Here is a 22,918-nt window from a genome sequence, read left to right as displayed (position 1 = left end):
GCCGTGCACCTGCCCGGCACCGCGGCGGCGGGACCGGTCGCACTCGGCGGATGGTGTCAGGGAGTGAAGACGACCTTGATGGCGCCGTTTTCCTTGCGCTGGAACATGGAGTACGCCTCGGGGGCGTCGGTGAGCGGGAGGGTGTGGGTGGCGAAGGTGTCGACGCCGAGGGGGTCGTCGTCGGTGAGCAGGGGCAGGATGTCGGGGACCCAGCGGTGGACGTTGGCCTGGCCCATGCGGAGCTGGATCTGCTTGTCGAAGAGGGTGAGCATGGGCAGCGGGTCGCTCATGCCGCCGTAGACGCCGACGAGGGAGATGGTGCCGCCGCGGCGGACGATGTCGATGGCCAGGCGCAGGGCGGAGAGCCGGTCGATGCCCGCGGTGCGCATGATCTTCTCGGCGGCGGCGTCGGGCAGGAGTCCGACGGCGCGTTGGGCGAGGGAGGCGACGGGCGCGCCGTGGGCTTCGAGGCCGACGGCGTCGATGACGGAGTCGGCGCCCCGGCCGTCGGTGAGTTCGCGGACCGCGTCGGCGAGGTCGGCACCGTGTTCACGCAGGTCCAGTGTGGTCACCCCGCGCTCGGCGGCGCGGGCGAGGCGTTCGTCGACCAGGTCGATGCCGATCACCTTCTCGACCCCGCGGTGCTGCGCGACGCGGGCGCACATCTCCCCGATGGGGCCAAGCCCGATCACGGCCAGGGTGCCGCCGGGCTGGACGTCGGCGTACTCGACGCCCTGCCACGCGGTCGGCAGCACGTCGGACAGGAACAGGAACCGGGTATCCGCGGGCCCTTCCGGGACCTTGACGGGTAGGCGGTCGGCGAAGGGCACGCGCAGGAACTCGGCCTGCCCGCCGGGAACGCCGCCGTAGAGCTTGGTGTAGCCGAACAGCGACGCGCCCATGCCCTGCTCGCGGACCTGCGTCGTTTCGCACTGCGAGTGCAGCCCTTGCCCGCACATGTAGCAGTCGCCGCAGGAGATGTTGAACGGGACCACGACGCGGTCGCCGACCTTGAGCGAGGTCACCTCCGCCCCGACTTCCTCCACCACGCCCATGGGTTCGTGGCCGAGGATGTCTCCCTCGGTGAGGAACGGCCCGAAGACCTCGTAGAGGTGCAGATCGGATCCGCAGAGCCCGGTGGAGGTGACGCGGATGATGGTGTCGGTCGGGTCCTGGATGACCGGGTCGGGGTGGGTGTCGACGCGGACGTCGCGTTTTCCGTGCCAGGTCAGGGCTTTCACCGGGAATGCCTTTCGGGTCAGGGGTGCAGAACCGGGCTGGATTCGATGCCCGCGCGCGAGGCGAGTCCGTCGAGCAGCGCGCGCAGCGTGTCGTGGCTGTCGGTCGTCGGTGCCCAGTCGAGTTCGGACTTGGCGCGGTCGGTGCGCAGGAGGGGCACGGACAGGGCGAGGTCGAGCCACCCGGGCGAAGTGGGCACCACCCGGGCCCGCCACGCCGCGGCGACCGCGGCGCGCACGACCCGCGCGGGGAGTTCGACCACGCGTCCGCCCAGGACCGCGGCGAGGTCCCGCGCGTCGAGCACGGGGTCGGCCGCGAGGTTCACCGCGCCCCGGTAGCCCCGTTCCGCCGCCGCGAGGACCGCAGCGGCCACGTCGGGCGAGTGCACGAACTGAAGCACCAGGCCACGCGGGAGGGGCAGCACCGGCAACCTGCCGTCGCGTGCGACCTTCCACAGTGGACGTGGGATCAGGGCACCGATGAAGTAGCGGCGGATCTCGCTGGCCGCGTCGCGTTGCAGGATGAGCCCGGGCCGCAACCTCGCCACGGACACGTCCGGGTGGTCTGCCTCGAACGCGTCGAGGATCGACTCCACCTCGGCCTTGTGGTTGCTGTAGGAGGAACTCGGCACCCCCGTCACGGGGTGGCTCTCGTCCACTCGGCTCATCGACCGGCGGGCCGCGTACGCCCCGACCGAAGACAGGTACACCAGCCGTGTGACACCCGAGTCGGTGACAGCGTCGAACACCGCGCGGCTACCGGTCACGTTCACCGACCGCAGGTAGTCCTGGTCGTGGCTCGGCTGGACCGCCCACGCGGCGTGGACCACCGCATCGGCCCCGTCGAACACCTCAAACAGCCTCGTGGACGCGTCCGCGCCGCTGATGTCGATGGAGTGCCAGTCAACGCCGTCGTAAGGCGCACCAGCCCGTGGGGGCCGCCGTGACACCCCGACCGCGGTGTGCCCGGCAGCTCGGGCCGCCCGGAGAACCGCGGTCCCCACGTTGCCGCTTCCACCCACGACCACTATGCGCATGTCCTCGCATACCCGTGCGCGGCGCGCGCTAACCGCTCGGGTTTCCCGCTCCCGCTCCTGGGCACTTCTGTCCCGTACACATGGACCAGCGACTCGGGAGCCGCGATGCCGGACCAGACGACCCGCCAGGACCCGCGCCGCCAGTACCCCGGCCCGGTCGAGTCAGCCGACGACGTCGAGCACCCGGGCCCCACACGGCAGATGGACTCCGAGCCCGACCACGGGGAGCACACCTACCGGGGCTCCGGGCGGCTGACCGACGCCGCGACCGTGATCACCGGCGGCGACTCCGGGATCGGGCGCGCGGTGGCCTTGGCCTTCGCCAGGGAGGGCGCGGACGTGCTCATCACCTGCCTGCCCAAGGAACGCGAGGACGCCGAGACCACCATCGGACTCGTGCGGGAGGCGGGCAGGCGCGGCGAGATCGAGGTCGCCGACCTGACCGACGAGGCCGCCTGCGCGCGGGTGATCGACGCCGCTGTGGCCGCGTTCGGGCGGATCGACGTGCTGGTCAGCAACGCCGCCTACCAGATGTCGCAAGACGGCGGCCTCGCCGAGATCGACAGCGCGCAGTTCGACCGCGTGCTCAAGACCAACGTCTACGCCATGTTCTGGCTGTGCAAGGCCGCCCTACCACACCTGAGCCCGGGCGCGTCGATCATCACCAGTTCCTCGATCCAGGCGTACCAGCCCTCACCGCACCTGCTGGACTACGCCGCCTCGAAGGCCGCGATCGTCAACTTCACCAAGGGCCTCGCGCTGAACCTGATCGACCGCGGCGTACGGGTCAACTCCGTCGCCCCCGGTCCAGTGTGGACACCGCTGATCCCCGCCACGATGCCACCGGACAAGGTGGAGTCCTTCGGCGCGCAAGCACCGCTGGGCAGGCCCGCTCAACCCGCCGAACTCGCGCCCGCCTACGTCTTCCTCGCCTCCCAGGAATCGAGCTACACCACCGGCGAGGTCGTCGGCGTCACCGGCGGCTCACCGATCTCCTGAAAGGGGCATGTCCGTGAACCACGACGAGGCACCCGTCCTCGACGCCCTGGCCGGCTACCACGCCCGCGGCCACACGCCCTTCACGCCACCGGGGCACAAGCACGGCCGGGGCGCCGACCCGCGGGTGCGAGCGGTGCTGGGTGAGGACGTGTTCCGCAACGACCTGCTGGCCACCGGCGGACTCGACGACCGCTCCTCCTCCGGCAAGGTGATCGAACGCGCACAACGGCTGATGGCCGACGCAGTGGGCGCCGAACACGCCTTCTTCTCCACCTGCGGCAGCTCGCTGTCGGTCAAGAGCGCGGTGCTCGCGGTCGCCGGGCGGCACGGCCGCATCCTGGTCAGCCGCGACGTGCACAAATCGGTCGTCTCCGGCCTGGTGCTCTCCGGGCTGCGACCGACCTGGGTGCACCCGCGCTACGACCCCGACCTGCACCTGGCCCACCCACCCTCGCCCGACGCGGTGGCCGAGGCGTTGGACCGCGACGGTGACGTCGCGGGGGTGTTGATCACCAGCCCCACCCCGTACGGCACGTGCGCGGACATCACCGCGATAGCCGAACTGTGCCACCAGCGCGGGCTGCCGCTGGTGGTGGACGAGGCGTGGGGAGCGCACCTGCCCTTCCACGAACAGCTCCCCACCTGGGCGATGGACGCGGGCGCGGACCTGTGCGTGGTCAGCGTCCACAAGATGGGCGCCGGACTGGAGCAGGGCTCGGTGTTCCACCTGCAGGGCGACCTCGTCGACCCCGCACACCTGCGGGCCTGCGCGGACATGCTCGCCACCACCAGCCCCAACACCCTCGTCTACGCCGCCATGGACGGCTGGCGCCGCCAGATGGTCCAGCACGGGCACCGGCTGCTCACCGGCGCCCTCGACCTCGCCGACACCGTGCGCGCCGCCATCGAGGACATCCCCGGCCCGCACGTGCTCCGCGACGAACTGATCGGTGTCGAGGCCTCCCACGAACTCGACCCGCTCAAGATCCTCATCGACGTCTCCGACCTCGGCATCTCCGGCTACCAGGCCGCCGACTGGCTGCGCGCCCACCACGCCATCGACGTCGGGCTCTCCGACCACCGCCGCGTCGAAGCCCAACTCAGCATCGCCGACACCACCCACACCACCACCATCCTCATCGACGGCCTGACCGCCCTCGCCAAGACCGCGAAGGCCCTGCCCACACCACCTCAGGTGGCGCTGCCGGACCTGGGAGACCTCGAACTCGACACGGTCATGCTCCCCCGCGACGCCTTCTTCGCCGACACCCGGGACGTGCCCGCCCGCGAAGCCGTCGGCCGGATCTGCGCCGAACAGGTCACCCCCTACCCACCCGGCATCCCCGTCCTGCTCCCCGGCGAACGCATCGAGCAACACGCCCTCGACTACCTGCTCACCGGAGTCACGGCGGGGATGGTCATCCCGGACTCGGTGGACCCCGAACTCAAGACCATCCGCGTCGTGGCCTAGCCCCCGGCCATCACGAGCGGCGACGGCGGGACGCCAGCACGACCGCGGTCAGGGTGGCCACGGCCCCGCCCGCCACGAGAGTGGCGACTGTCCTATTAGGCGACCGCCGCTGAACCGGCTTCTGAACTTCCCCGGGCTCCCCGTCGGTGGCGACCGCCTCGACGGCGGGTTCGATGTCGGCACGTTGATCCTCGTCGAGGGCGCGGGTGTCGCGCGGGGGCAGGAACGGTTCCTGCTCCGCCGGCAGCCCCTGGGTGATCTGCTTGGCGCGGGCGAGTTCCGCGTCGAGTTCGGCCCCGAGGAGCACGGCGATGTTGGAGATCCACAGCCAGACGAGGAAGCCGATGACCCCGCCGAGTGAGCCGTAGGTCTTGTTGTAGGAGCCGAAGTTGGCGACGTAGAGCCCGAACGCGCCGGAGGCGAGCACCCAGAGCAGGACCGCGAGCAGCCCGCCGGGACTCAGCCATCGGAAGCGGGGCTGGTGCACGTTCGGCGCGGCCCAGTACAAGATCGCCAAAGCCAGCCCGACCAGCAGCGCGATCACGGGCCATTTCGCGATGTCCCAGATCCGCACACCGGTGTCGCCGATACCCAGCAGCGTTCCCACCCGCTCGGCAACGGTGCCGGTGGTGACCACGCCGAACGCGCACACCGCCAACAACACGACCACCGCGGCGGTCAACCCGACCCGCAACGGGATGGTCTTCCACACCGGCCTGCCCTCGGGCATCTCGTAGATCGCGTTCGACGCCCGCATGAACGCCCCGATGTACCCGCTGGCCGACCACAACGCCCCCGCGACGCCCACCACCGCCAACACCCCGGCCGCCCCACCGGTCCGCTGGAGCCCGGTGATCGCGTCCACGATGATCCCGGCCGACTCGCCGGGCGCCAGCAGCCGCACGTTCTCGATCACCGTGGCGGTCGCCGAAGGACCCAGCATCGCCAGCACCGAGGTGAGCACGATGATCGCCGGGAACAGCGACAGCACCGCGTAGTAGGTCAGCGCGGCTGCCCAGTCCAGCAGGTTGTCCCGCTGGAACTCCTTGACCGTGCCCCGCAGCACGACCTTCCACGACCGCTTCGGCAGATCCGTCGGACCCTCTGGCACCGGCATCGTCGTTCCCTCCGCGCGAACTCACAGCGGTGTTCCCGCCACCGCGACAGGTGAAACGCTGCTGGTCAGACCGGCGGTCCGGCAGTGCTCTCGAGCGAGTCGAGCAGGTCGGCGAGGCCGCCGCGGGCGCGTCCGCGGGTCCGGGCGCTGGTGGTGACGGTGATGTGGTCGGCGTAGGCGCGGGGGTGTCCGCCCTGACCGAGTCGACGCCACAGGTCGTGGTCCTCGCCGGTGGAGAGGGAGCCGAAGCCGCCGACGGCGTCGTAGGCGTCGGCGCGGATGCCGAGATTGGCGCCGTAGACGTTGCCGTGGCCCTCCGGTAGCCGGGCCTTGTCGAGAACATGGGCGTAGCGCAGCAGCGCGACATGGCCCAGGGTGGTGCGGTGGTCGAGGTGGGCCATCACACCGACCACGCGATGGCGGCGGGTAGGCCACGGGCGGCCGTGGCGATGGCGCGCAGGCAGGCGTGGATGTGCTCCGCTTCGTCGCGGGCCGGGACGGCGATCGCGACGGCGGTGATCGGTGTGATCACCGGCGGCGCAGCACGTGGACGGCGAACTCGTGGTCCAGGTGTTCGACGAGCGGGTCGAGGTCGGGGTGGGCCAGCAGGCGGCGGTGGGCGTCCATGCCGTCCCGGGGTGCCTCGGCCGCCCATGGCAGCCAGTGCGCGGCGAGCAGGTGCCCACCGGGGCGCAGCGCCGCGACCGCCTTGTCCACTGTGGAGTCCAGGTCGGTGTCGCCGAGGTAGTAGAGGATCTCGCTGAACACCACCAGGTCCGCGGGCTCGTCCGGCAGGTCGCGCGGTAGTGCGCCGACCTCGATCCGCACGTGGGGCAGGTGCGCGGTGCGCGTCCTGGCCCGGTCGACGGCGACGGGCACGGGGTCGAAGGCGGTCAACCGCTCGCACCTGGCGGCGAGGTCGACGGTGAGCTGACCGATCCCGCACGCGGGCTCCACGACCGTGCCGTACCGCTGTTCCGGCAGGCACGCGAGGGTGACCGCGCGTTTGCGCCGCTCGTACCAACTGTCGGTCACCGACCAGGGGTCGGTGTGCGCGGCGTAGAGGTCGGCGAACCGGTCGACGGGAGCGCTCGCACGCGGTGGCTCCCGGAACACGACCTCCACGTCCCGGTCGAAGTGGCTCAACATCGCCGTGTCCAGGATCGGAACACCCTCCGGCCCCGGCTCCACCTGCGAGACGAACCGGGCGATCCCGGCCGCCTTGCGCTCGCGCCGACCCCGGTCGAGCGCGATCGTGAACGCCCGTTCGCGCCGGACAAGGCGATCATCGGGCTTGAGCCAGTGCCACATCCAGATCGGGTAGGACCAGCGGTGCGCGGTCACCGGCGCCACCTGGAGCGCCACCTCGCCCGCGCACTGGTGGTCGGGATGCGGGTCTCCCGGCCACGGCACCAGGCACAGGTCCGCGTCGGCCAGTTCACCGACCAAGGCCCCGGCGAGTTCGACGCGACGGCCCGTGAGCCCCGAGTCGGGCAGCCCGAGCCAGCGCACCTCCACCTCGCCGAGCCCCTGGGCGCGCAGCGACGCTGTCAGCTCCTGCCTGCGGGCGCGGCCCAGATCGGCGCGTTCGGCGGGCGACAGGGTGGGGAAGGCGGCCTCCCCGTCGGTCGCGACCACCAGGCGGACCTCGGTGCCGCGCTCGTGCAGCGCCTGGATCAGCCCGCTCGCGCCCAGCGTCTCGTCGTCCGGGTGCGCGGCGACCACGACGGCCAGGTCGTAGCGCTCGTCGGGGAACCGGCGCAGGCCGGTCAACCAAGACGCCCACTCGTCTTCGTCGGTGGTCTGCCTCATCCCGCGCCCCGCCCGGCACGGTCCAGCACGGTTCGACCCAACGCGGCGAGATCCCGTTCAGCGTGGTGCTGGCGCACGTAGACCTGCAGATCGGCCAACCGCTGCGCGAACACCCGGTCCCGGCACAGCGGCGTCGGCCCCACAACCCGCGGCGCGCGATCAAGGACCTCCCACGCCGCTCGCTCCACCACCGCCCGGCAGGTAGCCAGGTGATGACCGGTCGCCACACCGGCATCGACCATCCGGGCCACGTGCTCCAGGTGCGCGCCCGCCCCGGCGACAGCCGCGTGCAGGGCACCCAGGTGCGCCAGCTGGTGCTCGTCGGCCCGCCCGCCCAGCACGTCGACCACGTCGTCGAGCACGCCGACCGCACCGCCCAGCCACACCGCCGCGACACCGCCACCACCCACCGCGAACCCCGGGCGCGCCGCGTACCAGTCCGGCGGCCCGACGACCGCGGTGGGCTCCACGTGGTCGAATCGCACGTCGGCGCTGGCGGAAGCGTCCATCCCGATCGCCTGCCAACTCGACGGGTCCACCGTGACCCCGGGGTGCGCCGGATCGATCTCGACCAGCCGCGCCGCCCCCGCCTCGTCCACCGCGACCACGAGCACCCGGTCCAACCCGGCGCCACCGGAGCAGAACCTCGTCGTACCGCACACCCGTCCGCCGACCAGTCGCGCACACACCCCGCCGGACCGCGACGCCCACACCCCGTACACCGCGCCCGCCACCGCGTCCCGCCCCGACTCGGCCAAGATCGCGACCGCGTCCACATGCCCCTCCGCGAGCCGCGCCACCACCAAGTCGGTTCGCCCCAACCGCGCCAGAGCAGCCCACCGAGCCACCGTGTCCTCCCCCGGCATCGGCAGCTCAAGCCCACCGTCGGCCAAGTGCGCACGCACCTCGTCGATCGCACTCGCGGCCGACCTCGACACCGCCGATCTGGGCGGCCGTCCACAATCGAGCCACTCCAGGCCGGTGGCGGTGAGCACAGCAGCGGACACCACGCCTCCTCAACGACGTCTTCAGGCCAAGCCGGACATACCCCTCCGCCTGCCCAGCCATGCCTGCACCCGCGCCTTGGCGCAGCACCGTGCGATGCGACGTACCGCCGTGCGCGGCGTCCGGATGCCAAGAAACAGACAAATTGCCCAAACGCGAAGGGTGGCGGATTCGCCACCGCCCCGGACCGCGGGCCCAGGGCGGTTCGTCCACGATGCGTTCCGGTTCGAGCACAGTGGTTATGGGCCGCTGTGGATGAGGGCTGCCCAGCGGTCCGGGCGTTGGGGGTCGGAGTCTCGGAGTTCGCGGGTGACGTGGCGCAGGGTGGTTGCCGCGTCGGGGGCGGTTGGGCTGTCGGGGAGTCGGTCGTAGAAGGCGTGGGCGGCCGTGGCGCCGGTTGTGTCGTGCAAGGGCCAGAGGGTGGCGATGACGTGGCGGAAGCCCGCCAGGTGGAAAGCCGACGCGAGGTGGAGCACCTCGTCGGCGTGGCGGGTGCCGTGGTTGGCCGTCGAGCAGGCGGACAGGTAGGCGAGTTCGGCGTCCGGAAGGTGCAGTCCGCCGATCTCGGGTAGGAGCACGTCCCGGTCGTGCAGGACCAGTCCGCCCGCTGCGGGCGAGACCGGGTCGGTGATGGCGTGGCAGGCGAAATGCGCCCAAGTCGCCTTGCCCATGGCCGCCAAGACCGCGTCCCCGGTGGCGGCGGTGTCCACCAGCGTGGTCCCCCGCAGCGACTTGACTTCCTCGGCCGCGGTGGCCAGGTCTTGCGGCATGGCGACCGCGAGCACACGGCGTTCCGCGGCCGGTGGTCGGGACCGCGCGGCGCGCAGTACGCGCAGTGACGGGGTGTACGACGAGACGACCAGGTCCAATGCCCCCTGCTCCCCCGGGTGTCCCGCCGCGTGCAAGGGGAGCAGTCCCAGGACGCCAGTGGGCACCCACCAGACGCGGGTGGATGGCAGTGCGCTGATGACCGGCCCGACCACGGCGTCCCACAGCCAGGCGAGTGTGTCGAGCAGGACAGGGCGTCGCCGCATCTGCATGGCCAACGAGTTGCCCTGGACGACGTTGAGCATCGCCGCGACACGGGCCTCCACGTCCACCAGGTCCGGCAGGTCCACCACCACCGGCTCGGCGTCGGAGCGCACCAATACGGCATGCCCACCACGGCGGTGCGCGCTGACCAGCACGGCCGTGCCCGCCTCGGGGCGCAGCGACCGCTCAGCTGGCTCGGCGAGGAAGTCGCCGAAGCCGGGCAGGTCGCGGATCTCGGCGAGCAGCTCGTCGTAGTCCCGCCACCAGCGCTTGCGCTCCGAGGTCGGGAAGTCCGGGGTGTTGAGCCGCTCGCACACCCACTCGAACCGGTCGGCCAGCTGACTCCGCGCGGACCGGAGCTGGGACAGGTCGACCCGGATGCCCGCCTCGGCCGCGAGCAGCACGCCGCGCCCGAGTTCGGCGACGGTGACCGCCCCGGCCGGGTCCGCCACCGCGCAGCGCGCCGCGACCGCGGCCTGCACCAAGCCCGACTGGGTGCCCAACCGGTCCGCCCAGTCCGCCTCGCGCGGCGGTAGCGACGGCAACAACCTGATCGCCGCGTCCAACACCGGCACGGCGAGGTCCGGTTCACCGATCGCCAACAGCAGCTCACCCACCGCGTGCTGGGCGGCGACCTGGTCGTGCGGAGACGCCGACGGGGCGAGGAACACCTCGTCGGCGAGGGCGCGCACGGTGTCCGCCGGAACGGGAGCGTCGATGCGGGCCGCCTCGAGCAGGCAGCGGGCGAGTTCCCCCGCTCGCCGAATCCGCCGGGGGTGTTGCGGATCGGCCCGCACCAGCTCCCACGCGCGCTCGCTCGCCGACACCGCTTCGGCCAGGTGCGCGGCGTCCGGATCGGCGCGGAACCGGGCCAGGTAGGCGTCGGCGAGCACGGCGCGGCGATCCGGCAGGTCGACGTGATCGGTTCCGGTGGCGGCCACGGCGCCCTCGGCCAACGCCGTGGCCATGGCCAAGTCCCCTTCGGCATCGCGGATTCGCAGGTGGAGGGCAAGTTGCGCTTGGCGGTCGGGCAGCGACGCACGGCCCGCGCGGGTCGTGCGCACGGCTTGGTCGCCGAGTTCCACCGCCCGGTCGATCTCGGCCCGGTCCTGGGTGGCGAGGTAGCGGGCGTGGTGGATGCGGGCGGACACCGCCGCGTCCGTTGTCAGGCGGGCCGCGGCGTCCAAGTCGGCGCCTACTCCGTTGCGGGCGTAGCGGGTCAGGTGGATCTCGGCCAAGACCGCACCGGAGTCGGGGGCGGTGTTGTTCGCCGGGCGTGACCGGTGCGCCCAGGTCGCGTTCTTGACGGCCTGGTGCAGGTCCGCCTCCGCACCCCCGCCCAGGTAGCGCTGGTGCAGCGCGGCGGCCAGCGCCAGGTGGAGGCCGTGCAGGCGGGGGTGGTGGTCGGGTAGTTCGGCCAGGGTGTCCTTGGCCAGGGTGACGGCGCGGTCGAGGCTCGAGCGGTCGCCGCGGTGTCGGTACCGCAGCAACAACAGGGCGACGATGTCGGCTGCGGACTCGACGTCCACGGGTGGGACGACCAGTGTCCACGCGCGGTCGAGGTCGGGCAGGGTGGCGTCGCGTTCGAACCGGCGGGCCAGGGCGATCGCGAGGTGGGTGGACTCGCAGAAGTCGATGGCGCGGTCGAGGTGGTTGTCGATACCGGTGTGGTCGTAGAGCAGTCGGTAGGCGACGCCCAGTGCGCCGCGGGCGGAGGGGACGTCGTGCAGGAGCTCACGTGCGCGCTCCAGGTCGTCCAGGTGGGTGTGGAGTGCGTACCTGTCCAGGTAGGCGCGGGCGAGGGCTTCGATGATCTCCGCGTCGTCTGTCGTGGCGATCACCCTGTCGCCCAGTTCGATGCCGTGCTCGAGATCAGCCGGGGCGCGTGAGTCCTGGTAGCGGCGCAGGTAGGCGAGGAACAGCACGCGCCTCAATTCCGGGGAGCCTGCCGCGTGCGCAGCGACGAGCAGGATGCCTGCCTCCACCAGTTCCGGCTCGAAGCCGTCGAGCAGGCTCGTGCCGACCTCGACCTGGGTCCGCCGGTCGGCGAAGCGGCCGACGACCGGGGTCAGGTCCGGGGGGATCCGCTGGTGGTCGTCGGCGACCTGGGACAGGCAGATGATCGCCTTGGCGAGGTCGATCGGGCGCCGTCGGAACCGGTAGCGGCGGTGGTGGAACTGGCCGAGGACGGTCTTGGCCGCGGTCAGCTGTGCCGCGAGCACCCGTGACCCGCTGGCGTCGGTCGCCGCGCGCACGGTTCGCCACAGCTTGGTGGACTCCTCCTCGGCGTCGCGGGAGAACGCGGCCGGAAGCGGGTAGCGGACCCAGTCCGCCACCCGGTTGATCTGCTCGTCGATCTGCACTCTCACTCCGCCAAACGGAGCAGACGAGCCGGGACGTGGTCCACATCGGTCACGGCGAGCACGACACCACCGTCCATTGTGGTCGTCATGGCCAGTGCGGTCGGGTACGTCTCGCGGCCCGTCACCGAGGCCAGTTCCTCCCCGGACTCGCTGTCCCACACCGCGGTGCGCTCGCCGTCGGTCACCGCGACCGCGACCCGCAGATCCTCCAGGACCGCCATGGCGAGTTGGCCGTACCTGCCGGGGACGGAGAACGCGCGGATCTCCTCACCGGTGGACCCATCCCAGACCCGCACCTCCGAGCCGCCGGCGACCCCCACCCGGAACGACCCGTCCGCCAACCCCACAACCGCCACACTCGGCGACTCGATCCCGAACCCGCCGCGCTCCAGGGTGAACGTGTGCAGGGTCGTCCGCGTGGTCGCGTCCCACACGTGGACGACCGAGCTGGCACCATCATCCGATCCAGCCACCACGCAGACGTGCCCGTTCGCGAGCACGAGAGCGTCGAGCGACCACACGATGTGCACGCTCGGCGTGCCAACCTCCCAGTCCACGATCTTGCTTGCTGTCTCCGGGTCCCACACCACGACGGTCGCGTCGTCCCCACCGGTGATCAACCACGGCACTTCGCCCGGTGGGCAGGCCCAGGTGACGGCGTTGACCGGGCGGCGGTGCGCCTCGAAGCTCAACAGCGGTCGGCCGTCGCGCACCGCCCACAGCTTGACGAGCCCGTCCTGCCCGCCGGTCGCCAGCACCGCCTCCTCCTCGGGCAACGGCAACAACGCGGTGGCGAGCACCCGATCACCGTGACCGACGAACTCCTGGCGGGGCATACCGTCGCGGGGACTCCACACGGTCGCGCCGCCGTCGTCGCCGGAGGCCATCAGCAGGCTGCCGTCGGGGAGGTCGAGGAGCGTCAGCGCGTGCGGCGCGCTGCCGGACGACCAAGACTCGGGCGTCGCGTCGACGACCTCCATCGGACCCGGCCCCCAACTCCGCGGGCGGCTGGTCATGCCTCGCACCCGACCGGGTTTCGCCGAGCGGGGGGTCGTGGGAAAGTCGATCGTCGCGCGGTAGCCGTACATCTCCAGGTGGTCGACGCGGTCCATGACGGCGCCATTCGGGAGTCGGACGAGGTTGTCCGGCATGTCCGAGGCGGAGTCGATGACAATCGCGGGGATGTCGCAGGACCGGTACGGGAACTCCTCGCTGCGGTTGGCGTGGACGGTCTCCTCGTACTGGGTCTCCGCCGTGGACCTGTCCGGGTAGTCGACCACGTAGTAGTCGGAGCCTTCGTCGACTGCGGTCGCCACGGCGTACCGGTCGTCCCCGGTGAGGGGGTCGCGGTAGGCGACCGCGTCGATGAAGCCACCGAACAGCTCGTGCGCCAGGGTCTGCCGGAAGGTCTCGCCCGCGGCCATGGCCTGCTCGTAGCGTTTCCACCAACTGTCCGCGTGCGTGCCCCAGTGCCCGTACAGGCACTCGCCCGCGGTGTCGTAGAGCACCCGCGAACCATCCGCGGGGCGCATCGCGGCGAACGGGGCGTCGTCGCACTCCACCTGGACCCACACGCCGTCATGTCCCGCGCGGAGCGCTTGCACGGCGTCCCACGCACTTTGCTTGTCCGGGTAGCGGCGGTGACCGAAACCCGTGTGGTCGACCCGGTACTCCCCGGCGCGGACGCTGACCCGGATGTGCGCCTCCTCGTCCAGTGGTTTTCGCTTCCGCAGCACCCACTGCATGACCGGCTCGTGCTCCACGCGCTCACCGTCCCTTTCGGACCAAAGCGGTGATCTCCCGCCCTTGATCGATGGTGAGGACCCCCGTCTCCTCCTGGTCGCCGACACCGAGGGCACGGGCCAGGGTGCGCCCGTGCAGATCGACGGCGGCCTCCGACAACACCGTCAGCTCGGCGATGGCGTGGCGCCCCTTGGCCCACCCGGTGGCACCGAACACCAGACCGATCACGGCGGCGGGCCACCACCACGCGGCGAGCACGAGGTAGGGCAGGCTCCACGTGCCGGTCGCCACCGCCGCGGCGAACGTCGACTCCGCCGCGGTGATCTCCGCGCGGACCGTGTCGGGTAGCACCAACCACAACCGCGACCAACCGAACGCCAAGTCGACGCCGAACCGGTTCAGCGCCACCTGTTCCACCGCGTGCACCCGGTCGCCCATCCAGGTCGGACGACCCGGCTCGGCCATCGCGATCCGGTTGGCCCGCTCGGCGAACCGGTCGACCTTCGCCTGCCGGTCGGGGTCGTCCCGGTCGACCGCCGCCCGTTTCTCGACCAGGGACAGCCACCGCCGCCTGCGCGCCGCCGCACGTAGACGCCGCACGGGACCCGGCCAGCGGCCGAGCCAGACCGCCCTGGTCAGCCCGGCGAGACCTTGTACAGCGAAGCCGATCCCGGCCGAGGCGAGGAGCAACGCCAGCACGGCGGTAACCTGGCCGCCGACCTGGAGGCGCAGCGCCGTCACGGCGTCCAGCCCCTGTCGCGCCCTGGTCCAGTCGAGCGCGAGCCGCTGGCCCTGCCACAGCGCGAGCGCGGCGAGCAAGATGAACAGCGCGCCGGGCAGGACCAGCAACGCCATCCAGCGCTCGGCCAGCTTCTTGGCCAGCTCCTCGAAGAACTTGCCCACTACAGGCGCCTCATGCGCAGGCCGAGCAACGCGCACCGGGGCGGTTCACCCGCCGGAACCGTTCGCGCACGGTGGTTGCAACTGTCGTCGGGACAGCCGAAGACCTCGTCGTCGGCTCGACCCCCGCCCGCGCCGGGCAGGCCGGTGGCGGGGCCTCGGCGCGCTTCCACAATGTCCTCGGGGTCGCACTCGAGCAGTTGCGAGACGAGCCTGGCCACCGGGCGGCGGGAGGCGGCCTCGACCTCTATGCGGTCCAGCAGCGCCTTGCGGTCCGCCGACAGGTTCGCGCATTCCTGGCGCAGCTCGGGCAACCCCGCGCAGAGCATGGTCAGCACATCCCGCTCGAACCTGTCCACCGCGTCCTCCCGTCTTCGTGGCGCACTACCCGAGCGCGAGCTGTCCCCGGTCGATGAGACCACGAATGAAGGGAGGCCAATCGTCGGCCAACTTCTCGGCCAGGGCTTGTCGGACGGCATCTCGTTCACCCTCGGTGAGAACTTCACTCGATCCGTCGCCATAGTGCACCCGGTGGACAATGGCGGCGTTGCCGATGTGCATCAAAGCCCGTCGGCTGACGGTCATGAACAGGCCCAAGGTGTTGCCGGGAATGTAGTTGAGCGCGGAGAGCCAATCCACCTCCAGCGCCGCCCACGACGACCCCTGCTCGTCCAGCCACCTGGTGACATCGGTGAAGAACACAACCCGCTGGTCCGGGTGCTCGCGCGCATAGCGGCGGCAGCAGCTCGCCACGTCCAGTGCGTGCGGAGGGTGCGTTCCCTCCTTGACGAACCGGGTATCGAACGCGAACGCGCCCTCGACCATCGCCTCCGTCGACCATTCATCGATATCGAGGGCGTGCACCACCCAGAAGGGCGGCTGCATGATGTTGCGAACGAGGTCCTCGTCGCTCGAGCGTGGAGGGTGTGACTGCACGGGTAGCACGTTAGTGGATCTTCCCGTGCTGGAGTCCGCTATCGCCGAAGACGAGGAGGGCTCAATTTTGGCTGGGGCTCGACAGGGTGGTCATACCGGCAGTCGGCACAACGACCGTTGTCGCCTGCCATCGCGCAGGGTTGAGCGAGCGCCTGTTGAGATGATCCGGGCGTGGTTCCGGTAGCGTGAGCCGTCTGGGCACGGGCCTGTCGACTCGGGCGTTCGCGGCCCTGGTGGCAGAGCTCGGCCTGGCTTGAGATGTCCGTGCAGACGCACGGCGGGTGGCTCAGCCGCGTCTGCGCACAGTGGCTGCCAATTGTGGCCACCACAGGCAGATACCGCGCAACGGCGCTCTGGCCGGATGGGGCTCGGCGTGCCGGGACAAGCCCATCTGGTCGCCCTCACGGCCAGCACCTCCGCCAGCCACGGAAACCACCGACGCCCAGTCATCGCTCCGACCGATCACACCAGGGCGCGATGTCGTTCCGCAGGCGCAGGTGCCGACCGCCATTCCGGGAACTCAGGGGAAGGCGGACGCCGTCGGTGCGCGCAGGCGGAGACGCCGATGTCGAGGAAACGAGTTCGAACGCCTCGCTCATGACGCGGCCGAGCACGAATACGAAAACACTTTGCATTCTCCGGGGTGTCACGCTAGCGATTCTTCGCCAACCGCCGGACAACCGGTGACCGCTTGGCTACTATCTGTTCGTTGGTGCCGTCAGATGCGCTGAGAGTCTCAGAGCGTGTTTGAGAACGTTGGTGATCTTCAGGCGTTGGATGACGCGGTGGTGGCGTTGAGTGCGTTGAGGGAAGTGGCGCCCATAGGGCTTCCCGAGCGGGTCGAGGCGGTGGAGAACCTCGGTGTGTTGCTGCGGCTGCGGTTTGAGCGGCTTGGCGACCTCGACGACATCACCAGGTCCGTCGAAGCGCACCGGGAAGTGCTGGCGATCCTGTCACCCGACGATCCGACTTATCCTCGGCAGCAGGCTCAGCTTGCCAGTGCGCTGATGCCTCGGGGTGTCGCCACCACCGATCGGGGCGACTGCGAGGAAGCGCTGGGGTTGTGGCAGGACGCTCTTGCGGCGCTGCCGCCCGGTCATCCTGACGCGGGCCGCCACCGCCAGCTTGTGGGTGTGGGGCTTTCGGTACGGGCGGAGGTGTTCGGGTCGCTCCCCCATCGCAATGCGGCGGTTGCGTTTTGGCGGGCGGCGCTGGGCACTACCGAACCTGGGTCGCCTCAGCGGTTCATCGCTCGCGAGATGTTGGGGGCGAACCTGTTGGGTCGGTTCGCCGAGTTCACTGCCGATGCCGACCTGGCTGAAGCTCTCGCGGTGGCGCGGGACGCGCTCGCGGACGCGGGCCCCGAGCACCGCCTTCAGGCGACTCGCTCGCTCTGCAGTGCCCTTGACGCGCGGTTTCGGCGGTTCGGGGTTCGTGAAGACCTTGACGAACTCATCGAGCAGGGTGAGGTCGTACTGCACCTCATGCCCGCCGAGCACCCGGACCGGCCCGCTCACGAGCAGGGCATGGTCCACGCCCGCGCGCTACGCGACGATCGGGCCTAGCCCACTCTGCCGATCACGGACTCGACTGATATCCGGGCCCACACCGCGCTCAATGTCGCGACGATCAGGGCGGCGGCGAAGGTTATCCAGAGCCCTGGGTCGGTCACGATGCGGTCGAACCAGGTGATGGCGGCGATGCCGAGTAGCAGCACCGCCGATTTGGTGTCCGTGCAGACCGCGAATACCGAGAACGGCACGGTCGCGTAGTCGCTGCGTAGCGCGAACATCAAGGCCGACAGCACGGCGACCGCCACGACCAAGGCGGTGGCGATGGTGACCGGCACGGCGCCCCGCACAGCTGTGAAGACCCCGACGGCGGTGTACAGCGCGGCGGGCACCAGCAGCCGCAGGCCGAGCCACCTCGACGCGGTGTGTGAGCGGCGCAGCACCTCCCGGGTCCGCGCCAGTTCCGGATCGGGCCGTGGTGGTGCGGGGATGATCGGGAGGAGTTCGATCAGCTCCAGCGCGTCGGCGATGTCGTCCGGGGAGGCCGATAGGGAACGCAGCAGCGCCAACGATTCTTCGGCCTCACGTAGAGCCGCGTCGCGGTCGCCGCCCGCGCGCGCGGTGGCCAATGCCGACAACCGCAGCGTCCTGGCCAGGGGCAAGGTGAACGCGGCGGGTTCGGCGGCGGCCAGTGCTCGGTGTCGGACGACCGCGTCCTTGAGGATGGTGGCCGCCTCGGTGTGCTCGCCCTGTCGGTACAGCACCGCGCCCAGCCGGGCCGATCCGTGTGCCACGTCGAACTCGAAGCCCTCCTCCACCGCGGCCAAGTCCCGGTAGCGCGCCAGCGACTCGCGCAGCACGGTCACCGCCTCGGGGACGCGGTCGAGTTCCGCCAGCAGCTCGCCGTGGTTGGCCAGCGCCCTCGCCAGGTGCGGCCGGAACACCTCGGGGACCGCGGCGGCCAGCGGTCGCAGCGCGGCGATCGCGTCCACCCCCGTCGCGAGCGCCTCGGTCGACCGACCCGACGCGGCCAGCGCGAGGCTCAGGTTGACCAGTGCCGTGGCCAGGCTCCCGGCGGAGTCCGCGGTGTCCGCCTCGACGAGCGACCGGCACAGCCGTACCGACTCGGTGAGCGCCGCCACCGCCTCGGCCGGGCGGCCCGCGTCCACCAGCGCCAGGCCGTGGGCGGTGAGGGCCTTGTCCAACCGCCGCGTGCCCGCGAGTTCGCCCGCGTCGAGCAGGGCGCGGCTCAGCTCGACGGCCTCCGCCGCGGCGGTGACGGCGTCGGTGGGTCTGCCGTTCTCGGTCAGCCTGGCGCCCAAGTCGCTTAGCGCGGCGGCGAGACCGGCCGTCTCGCGCTCGGGGTCGCGCGCGGCCAGTCGTCTGCGCAGCGCCACCACTTCCGCGGCGACCGCGAGTGCCTCGGCCGGGCGACCGGCGGTCGCCAGGTCGGTGGCGTGGTTTCCCAACGCGATCGCGAGCCGGGGTTCGAACCGGTCCGGGTAGGTCGCGGCCGGGCCGCGCAGGCCCGCCACGGCCTCCCCCGCCGTCCGCACCGCGTCGGCGCGCCTGCCCGCGCGCGCCTGCGCGACCGCCAGGGCGGCGCGCGCCTCGGCCAGGCTCACCGCGTGCGCGGTCGGGTTGCGTTCGGCCTCCACGCGGAAGATGGCCACGGCCTCCTCCGCCGCGTCCACGGCCTCTTGGGGCCGCTGCGCGGTGGCGAGCCGGTCCGCGAGGTGGGTCAGCGTGACGGCCAGGTGGACGCGTTGGGTGCTGTTGTCCTCGGTGGCGACGCCGCGGAACAGGGCGACGGCCTCGACGGTCGACTCCAGCGCCGCCGGGTGCCGGTCCGCGTCCGCCAACGCCGTCCCGAGGTCGCCCAGGGCGATGGCCAGGTCGGGCGTGTGGACGAGCCGGTTCGCCTCGACCAGTTCACGCAGCAGCGCGACCCGCTCCTCGAACACCGCGACCGCCGCCGCCCACTCCCCCTTGTCCCTCAGGCGAGTGCCGTGAACGCGCAGCAGCGCCACGGACTCGTCGGGGGACTCGTCGGGGTCTCGCGGCAGCGCGATCGCCTCGTCGGAGACGGCTTCCGCCTCCCGCACCCGGCCCACGGCCGTGTAGTGGCTCGCCAGGTTCCCCAACGACCGGGACAGTGCGACGGCGAACCGTTCCGGGTCGACGGCGAAGAGCGCGCGGTGCGCCGCCACCGCTTCCTCCCCGAGCCGCACGGCTTCGTCGCGGCGGCCCAGGCTCGCCATGGCGATGCCCAGGTTGTCCACGCCCGCCGCCAAGGTGCCCGCGTGGGCGTCGGGATCGGCGGCGTGCAGTTCGCGGCGCAGCGCCACGCACTCGGTGAACGCCGCCAGCGCCTCGTCGAACCGGTCCGCGGCGAGCAATCGGGACCCGAGCGCGCCGTACAACACCGCTTTGGTCGCGAGATCGGTCTCCTCGACCAGCCTACGTCCGATGTGGACATTGGCCACCGCGGCGACCCCGGCCGCCAGGTCCGGGTCGACCGCGGCGGGGAACCGTTCGATGATGCCGGTCAGCGTGGTCTGGTCGATCCCCGGAATGGTCGCGACCACGCCCAACGCGCCACTGCCCGCCGCCACGGCCAGGTGCGGATCACGGCGCAGCAGGGGAAGCAACAACGTCTCGGCGACGTGCGGCCAGCGGTGCGCCGCGGCGGCCAGGAACGTGACCGCGCGGGGTGTCCAGTCGGCGGGCTCACGGCTCGTCGGCACCCGCGCGAGGACCGCCCGCGCCGTCTCGGCCGCCCAGGGCGCGGCCGGGTGGTCCGCGTCGTGGCCCGGCAGGGTGAGCGCGAGGAAGTCCTCGGCCAGGCGGTCCGGGTAGAGCGGTTCCAGGGCCGCGCCGTCCTCCGGCGGGTAGCACGCGGCGTGGTCGCCGACGGCGTCGTCCGGCAGGTCCAGGCGGTCGGCGACGACGCGCTCGGCGGCGGCGAGGGGTTGGGCGCCGGTCAGCGTCGCGGTGAACACGACCCGGTGCATGGCCTCGGGGGTCGTGCGGTAGCCGTCGCGGCGTTCGTGCATGAGGTGCCAGTGCAGGTGTTCGCGGTCGAGCAGGTACGCGGTCGTGCCCGCCAGGTCGGCGGGCGGGGTGCGACTGGCCGCGTGCGCGTCCACGGCGACCAAGGCCGTCATGTGCACGGCGAGCGTGAGACCGAACTCGGGGTTGCCGTCGAGGTCGGGTGGCTGCCGCACGTCCGCCGGGTCAATCAGGTCGTAGTAGGGGGCGAAGGCGTCGCGGGCGGCGGTGAACATGGTCGTGCGGTCGGCCGGTGGCAGGGTCGTGAGCGCCGAAGAGGACGTCCGGGAGCGCAACGCGACCAACGCGCCGCGCACGGCGGGCCAGGCGGTGTCGGTTCGGGCGATCAGCAGCAGCCGGGTCCGCGTGCCGGGTTGGGCGAACAGCGCGTTGCTCAGCAGCCACCGCAGGTGGGTTTGCGGCCACTGGTCGGCGTAGTCGACGACCAGCAGCACCCCGGCCTTCCCGTCGACACGCAGGTCCTGGCTGCCCGGCGCGACGGCGACGGCCCCCGGGCCGTGGGTGGCGGTGACGACCAGCCAGCCCGCCGCGTCGGACTCGGCCGCGAGCCGGTCGGCGAGACGGGTCTTACCCGCGCCGCCGGGGCCGTGCAACCAGTGCGCGGCGAGGTCGCCGTCCGCGTCGCGCCAGGCCCGGAGCCGGTCGAGTTCGTCGGCGCGGCTGGTGAACCCGACCACCGCGCTGCGGGCGTGCAGCAGTCGGCTGGGGACCTCCCGCAGCCACGCGTCGGGTGGGGGCGTCGGCGGTGACCAGCGCCGGAGCAGGTACAGCGGCGCGCCGTCGCCCAGGACGTGGATGTCCGCGCCGATCACGCCGTAGGCGAAGCCGCCGGTGGCGGTCACGTGCTGGACGGCGCCGTCCGCGGCCGTCACCGGTGCTCCCGACCTGGGCCCGCCGGGTGGTTGACGATGTCGCCGCCGATCACGCCCTGCGCGATCCCGCCCCCGGACGCCGTGATGGTCTGGGTCGGCGCGGGCGCCCGCCGGGACTGCGCCAGGGTCACGACCAGCGACACCAGCCCCAGCACGAGCGACGCGCCGCCGATGAACATGCTCACCACGCTCGCCTGCGAGTCCCGCTCGTCCAGTGGCAGCCGGAAGTACCCGACCAGCGCGCGGACCAGCCACACCCCGGCCACGACCACCACCGCTGTGGCGACCGCCGCGCCGATCACCCAGACCCGTCTCCGGTTCGCCACCCGCACCTCCGGCCGTCGTTGTCTCGATCATGCACGGTTCGCGCGCGCCGGTGGGCGGTATGCGCGGAACGCACCCGCGCGTTCGAGTGGTCGGGATTCCCGGGCCGGTCGGGAAACACCCCCCGAACGGCCCAAGCGCCTGGTGCGCGGTCCGGCGCAAGTGGTTCCGCGCTGTGGACGCGGGTTCCGCGCGCGGCGGATCGTGCGAGCATCGGGGGATGTCCGCGATCTCGGTACCCGGCGAAGACCGGTTCGCGTCCAGTACGGCGATGATGCTGCGCGCGGTGTTGCGCCACGGTCCGCTGTCGCGGCGGGCACTGGGGCGGTTGGTCGGCATGAGCGGGTCGACGATGACCCGGCACAGCGCGGTCCTCTTGGACACCGGGCTGATCCGGGAGACCGAGGGCAGGCCCGACGGGCGGGTGGGCAGGCCGCACGTGCCGCTCGCGGTGAACCCCCGGGCCTGCGAGGTGATCGGGGTGCACCTCGCGCACGAGTTCGGCACCGTGGCGGTGGCCGACCTGTGTGGACGGATCATCCGCCAGCGGCGCGTGGAGTACCGCGGCGATTCCCCCGGCGCGGCCGTCGACTCGGTGGCCGCGGTCGCCGCGCGGTGGGTCGAACCCGGGCGGACCAGGGCGGTCGGTGTCGCCACCGGCGGCTGGGTCGACGCCGACCAGGGCGTGCTGGTCTCGCACCCGTCCCTCGGGTGGCGGTCGGTGCCGGTGCGCGACATCGTGGCCAACCGGGTCCGGCTGCCGGTGCACGTGGACAACCACACGCGCGGTCTGGTGCAGGCCGAGGGGCTGTTCGGTGACGTCGACCCCGAGCAGTCGGTGCTGTTCCTGTTCGTGGGCAACGTGGTCGACGCCGCCGTGCGCACGGGACGGGAGGTGCACCGGGGGCCGCGCTCGGGCGCGGGGGTGGTCGCCCACCTGCCGGTCGGCGACCCGGCGATCCCCTGCCCCGACGGGCACACCGGCTGCTTCGAGGCCACGGTGGCGGACCAGGCGTGGGCGCGGCGGGTGTCGGGCGCGTCGTTCTGGGACCTGCTGGGCAAAGCCCAGGGCGGGGACGCGCGGGCGCGGGAATTGTTCGTCGCGCGCGGCGGGATCGTCGGCCGGGCCGCCGCGCTGTTGTACGACATCGTCAACCCCGATGTGCTGATCGTCGCGGAATTGGGCGCCTCGGCCATCCCGGAATGCCTTGACGCGATCCGCGCCGAGGTCGGTCGGCGGTCGCTGCTGTGCTCCTCCCCCACCACCTCGATCCGGGCGAGCGCGTTCCCACCTGCCGAGATCCTGGCCGTGTCGGCGGCCGGGGTCGCTCTGGCCGAGGTGTACGCGGATCCGATAGGGGCGGTGCGGACTTCCCACTTCATGGGCCGGAGTTAATTTCGCCGGTCGCATAGTTGACCGGTCGCGACGGGCTGAAACAGGATGGGACCACTTCGCAGCACCGCGTCGAATGCGGTGTGCCTCCCC

Annotated in this window: 18 protein-coding genes; 4 read left to right on the top strand and 14 right to left on the bottom strand. The window is 71.9% G+C overall.

What is annotated here, in order from left to right:
- Nucleotides 1–56: 56 nt before the first annotated feature.
- Both CLV40_RS25305 and CLV40_RS25300 read right to left on the bottom strand, forming a co-directional pair.
- The gene (locus tag CLV40_RS25305; RefSeq protein WP_104481481.1) at nt 57–1,241 is read right to left on the bottom strand and encodes a zinc-dependent alcohol dehydrogenase; all 1,185 of its coding nucleotides are present in this window, start codon (nt 1,239–1,241) and stop codon (nt 57–59) included.
- A gap of 17 nt (nt 1,242–1,258) precedes the next feature.
- Nucleotides 1,259–2,275, bottom strand: coding sequence for an NAD-dependent epimerase/dehydratase family protein (locus CLV40_RS25300; RefSeq protein WP_104481480.1), 1,017 nt, complete (start codon nt 2,273–2,275; stop codon nt 1,259–1,261).
- A gap of 105 nt (nt 2,276–2,380) precedes the next feature.
- Here CLV40_RS25300 and CLV40_RS25295 point away from each other — a divergent pair, with 105 nt between their 5' ends.
- Nucleotides 2,381–3,274, top strand: coding sequence for an SDR family oxidoreductase (locus CLV40_RS25295; protein WP_104481479.1), 894 nt, complete (start codon nt 2,381–2,383; stop codon nt 3,272–3,274).
- Between the two features lie 7 nt (nt 3,275–3,281).
- Entirely contained in the window at nt 3,282–4,745 is a 1,464-nt protein-coding gene (locus CLV40_RS25290) for an aminotransferase class I/II-fold pyridoxal phosphate-dependent enzyme (RefSeq protein ID WP_219824106.1), read from the top strand.
- Between the two features lie 10 nt (nt 4,746–4,755).
- On the opposite strand, the gene CLV40_RS25285 is transcribed toward CLV40_RS25290, so the two are convergent.
- From CLV40_RS25285 to CLV40_RS25245, 10 genes are all read right to left on the bottom strand, one after another.
- A complete protein-coding gene (locus CLV40_RS25285) occupies nt 4,756–5,862 on the bottom strand; it encodes a YihY/virulence factor BrkB family protein (RefSeq protein WP_104481478.1) in 1,107 nt (368 codons plus the stop codon).
- A 65-nt stretch (nt 5,863–5,927) separates the two neighbouring features.
- Nucleotides 5,928–6,263 carry a glycosyltransferase family 2 protein gene (locus tag CLV40_RS25280; RefSeq protein ID WP_104481477.1) on the bottom strand — a complete coding sequence of 112 codons (336 nt, stop codon included), beginning with the start codon at nt 6,261–6,263 and terminating at the stop codon, nt 5,928–5,930.
- On the bottom strand, nt 6,263–6,394 hold the full coding sequence (locus tag CLV40_RS40415) for a hypothetical protein (protein WP_281261689.1): 132 nt from the start codon (nt 6,392–6,394) through the stop codon (nt 6,263–6,265). The genes CLV40_RS25280 and CLV40_RS40415 overlap by 1 nt, the downstream gene beginning before the upstream one ends.
- Nucleotides 6,391–7,674 (bottom strand): bifunctional PIG-L family deacetylase/class I SAM-dependent methyltransferase, encoded by a 1,284-nt coding sequence (locus CLV40_RS25275; RefSeq protein ID WP_104481476.1) that lies wholly within the window; start codon nt 7,672–7,674, stop codon nt 6,391–6,393. The genes CLV40_RS40415 and CLV40_RS25275 overlap by 4 nt, the downstream gene beginning before the upstream one ends.
- Nucleotides 7,671–8,681 carry an acyl-CoA dehydrogenase family protein gene (locus tag CLV40_RS25270; RefSeq protein WP_245931555.1) on the bottom strand — a complete coding sequence of 337 codons (1,011 nt, stop codon included), beginning with the start codon at nt 8,679–8,681 and terminating at the stop codon, nt 7,671–7,673. Before CLV40_RS25270 ends, CLV40_RS25275 begins: the two co-directional genes overlap by 4 nt.
- A 237-nt stretch (nt 8,682–8,918) precedes the next feature.
- Nucleotides 8,919–12,080, bottom strand: a complete 3,162-nt coding sequence (locus CLV40_RS25265; RefSeq protein ID WP_146108238.1) for a CHAT domain-containing protein — start codon at nt 12,078–12,080, stop codon at nt 8,919–8,921.
- Nucleotides 12,077–13,837 carry a WD40 repeat domain-containing protein gene (locus CLV40_RS25260; protein ID WP_104481474.1) on the bottom strand — a complete coding sequence of 587 codons (1,761 nt, stop codon included), beginning with the start codon at nt 13,835–13,837 and terminating at the stop codon, nt 12,077–12,079. Before CLV40_RS25260 ends, CLV40_RS25265 begins: the two co-directional genes overlap by 4 nt.
- A 4-nt stretch (nt 13,838–13,841) precedes the next feature.
- A complete protein-coding gene (locus CLV40_RS25255; RefSeq protein ID WP_104481473.1) occupies nt 13,842–14,720 on the bottom strand; it encodes a hypothetical protein in 879 nt (292 codons plus the stop codon).
- Nucleotides 14,720–15,076 (bottom strand): hypothetical protein, encoded by a 357-nt coding sequence (locus tag CLV40_RS25250; RefSeq protein ID WP_245931554.1) that lies wholly within the window; start codon nt 15,074–15,076, stop codon nt 14,720–14,722. Before CLV40_RS25250 ends, CLV40_RS25255 begins: the two co-directional genes overlap by 1 nt.
- 25 nt (nt 15,077–15,101) lie before the next feature.
- On the bottom strand, nt 15,102–15,653 hold the full coding sequence (locus CLV40_RS25245) for a hypothetical protein (RefSeq protein ID WP_146108237.1): 552 nt from the start codon (nt 15,651–15,653) through the stop codon (nt 15,102–15,104).
- A gap of 743 nt (nt 15,654–16,396) precedes the next feature.
- Here CLV40_RS25245 and CLV40_RS25240 point away from each other — a divergent pair.
- Nucleotides 16,397–17,218: a hypothetical protein gene (locus tag CLV40_RS25240; protein WP_104481471.1), complete on the top strand. Its 822-nt coding sequence runs from the start codon at nt 16,397–16,399 to the stop codon at nt 17,216–17,218.
- On the opposite strand, the gene CLV40_RS25235 is transcribed toward CLV40_RS25240, so the two are convergent.
- Both CLV40_RS25235 and CLV40_RS25230 read right to left on the bottom strand, forming a co-directional pair.
- On the bottom strand, nt 17,215–21,108 hold the full coding sequence (locus CLV40_RS25235) for a tetratricopeptide repeat protein (RefSeq protein WP_104481470.1): 3,894 nt from the start codon (nt 21,106–21,108) through the stop codon (nt 17,215–17,217). The genes CLV40_RS25240 and CLV40_RS25235 overlap by 4 nt on opposite strands.
- Nucleotides 21,105–21,434 (bottom strand): hypothetical protein, encoded by a 330-nt coding sequence (locus tag CLV40_RS25230; protein WP_146108236.1) that lies wholly within the window; start codon nt 21,432–21,434, stop codon nt 21,105–21,107. Before CLV40_RS25230 ends, CLV40_RS25235 begins: the two co-directional genes overlap by 4 nt.
- Before the next feature lie 218 nt (nt 21,435–21,652).
- Here CLV40_RS25230 and CLV40_RS25225 point away from each other — a divergent pair, with 218 nt between their 5' ends.
- Nucleotides 21,653–22,828, top strand: a complete 1,176-nt coding sequence (locus CLV40_RS25225) for an ROK family transcriptional regulator (protein WP_181043725.1) — start codon at nt 21,653–21,655, stop codon at nt 22,826–22,828.
- The last annotated feature ends 90 nt before the right edge of the window (nt 22,829–22,918 follow it).

Source organism: Actinokineospora auranticolor (assembly GCF_002934265.1).
In the GTDB taxonomy this organism is placed as follows: domain Bacteria; phylum Actinomycetota; class Actinomycetes; order Mycobacteriales; family Pseudonocardiaceae; genus Actinokineospora; species Actinokineospora auranticolor.
The sequence above is the reverse complement of the archived record's forward strand: the minus strand, read 5'-3'. Positions and strand labels throughout refer to the sequence as shown.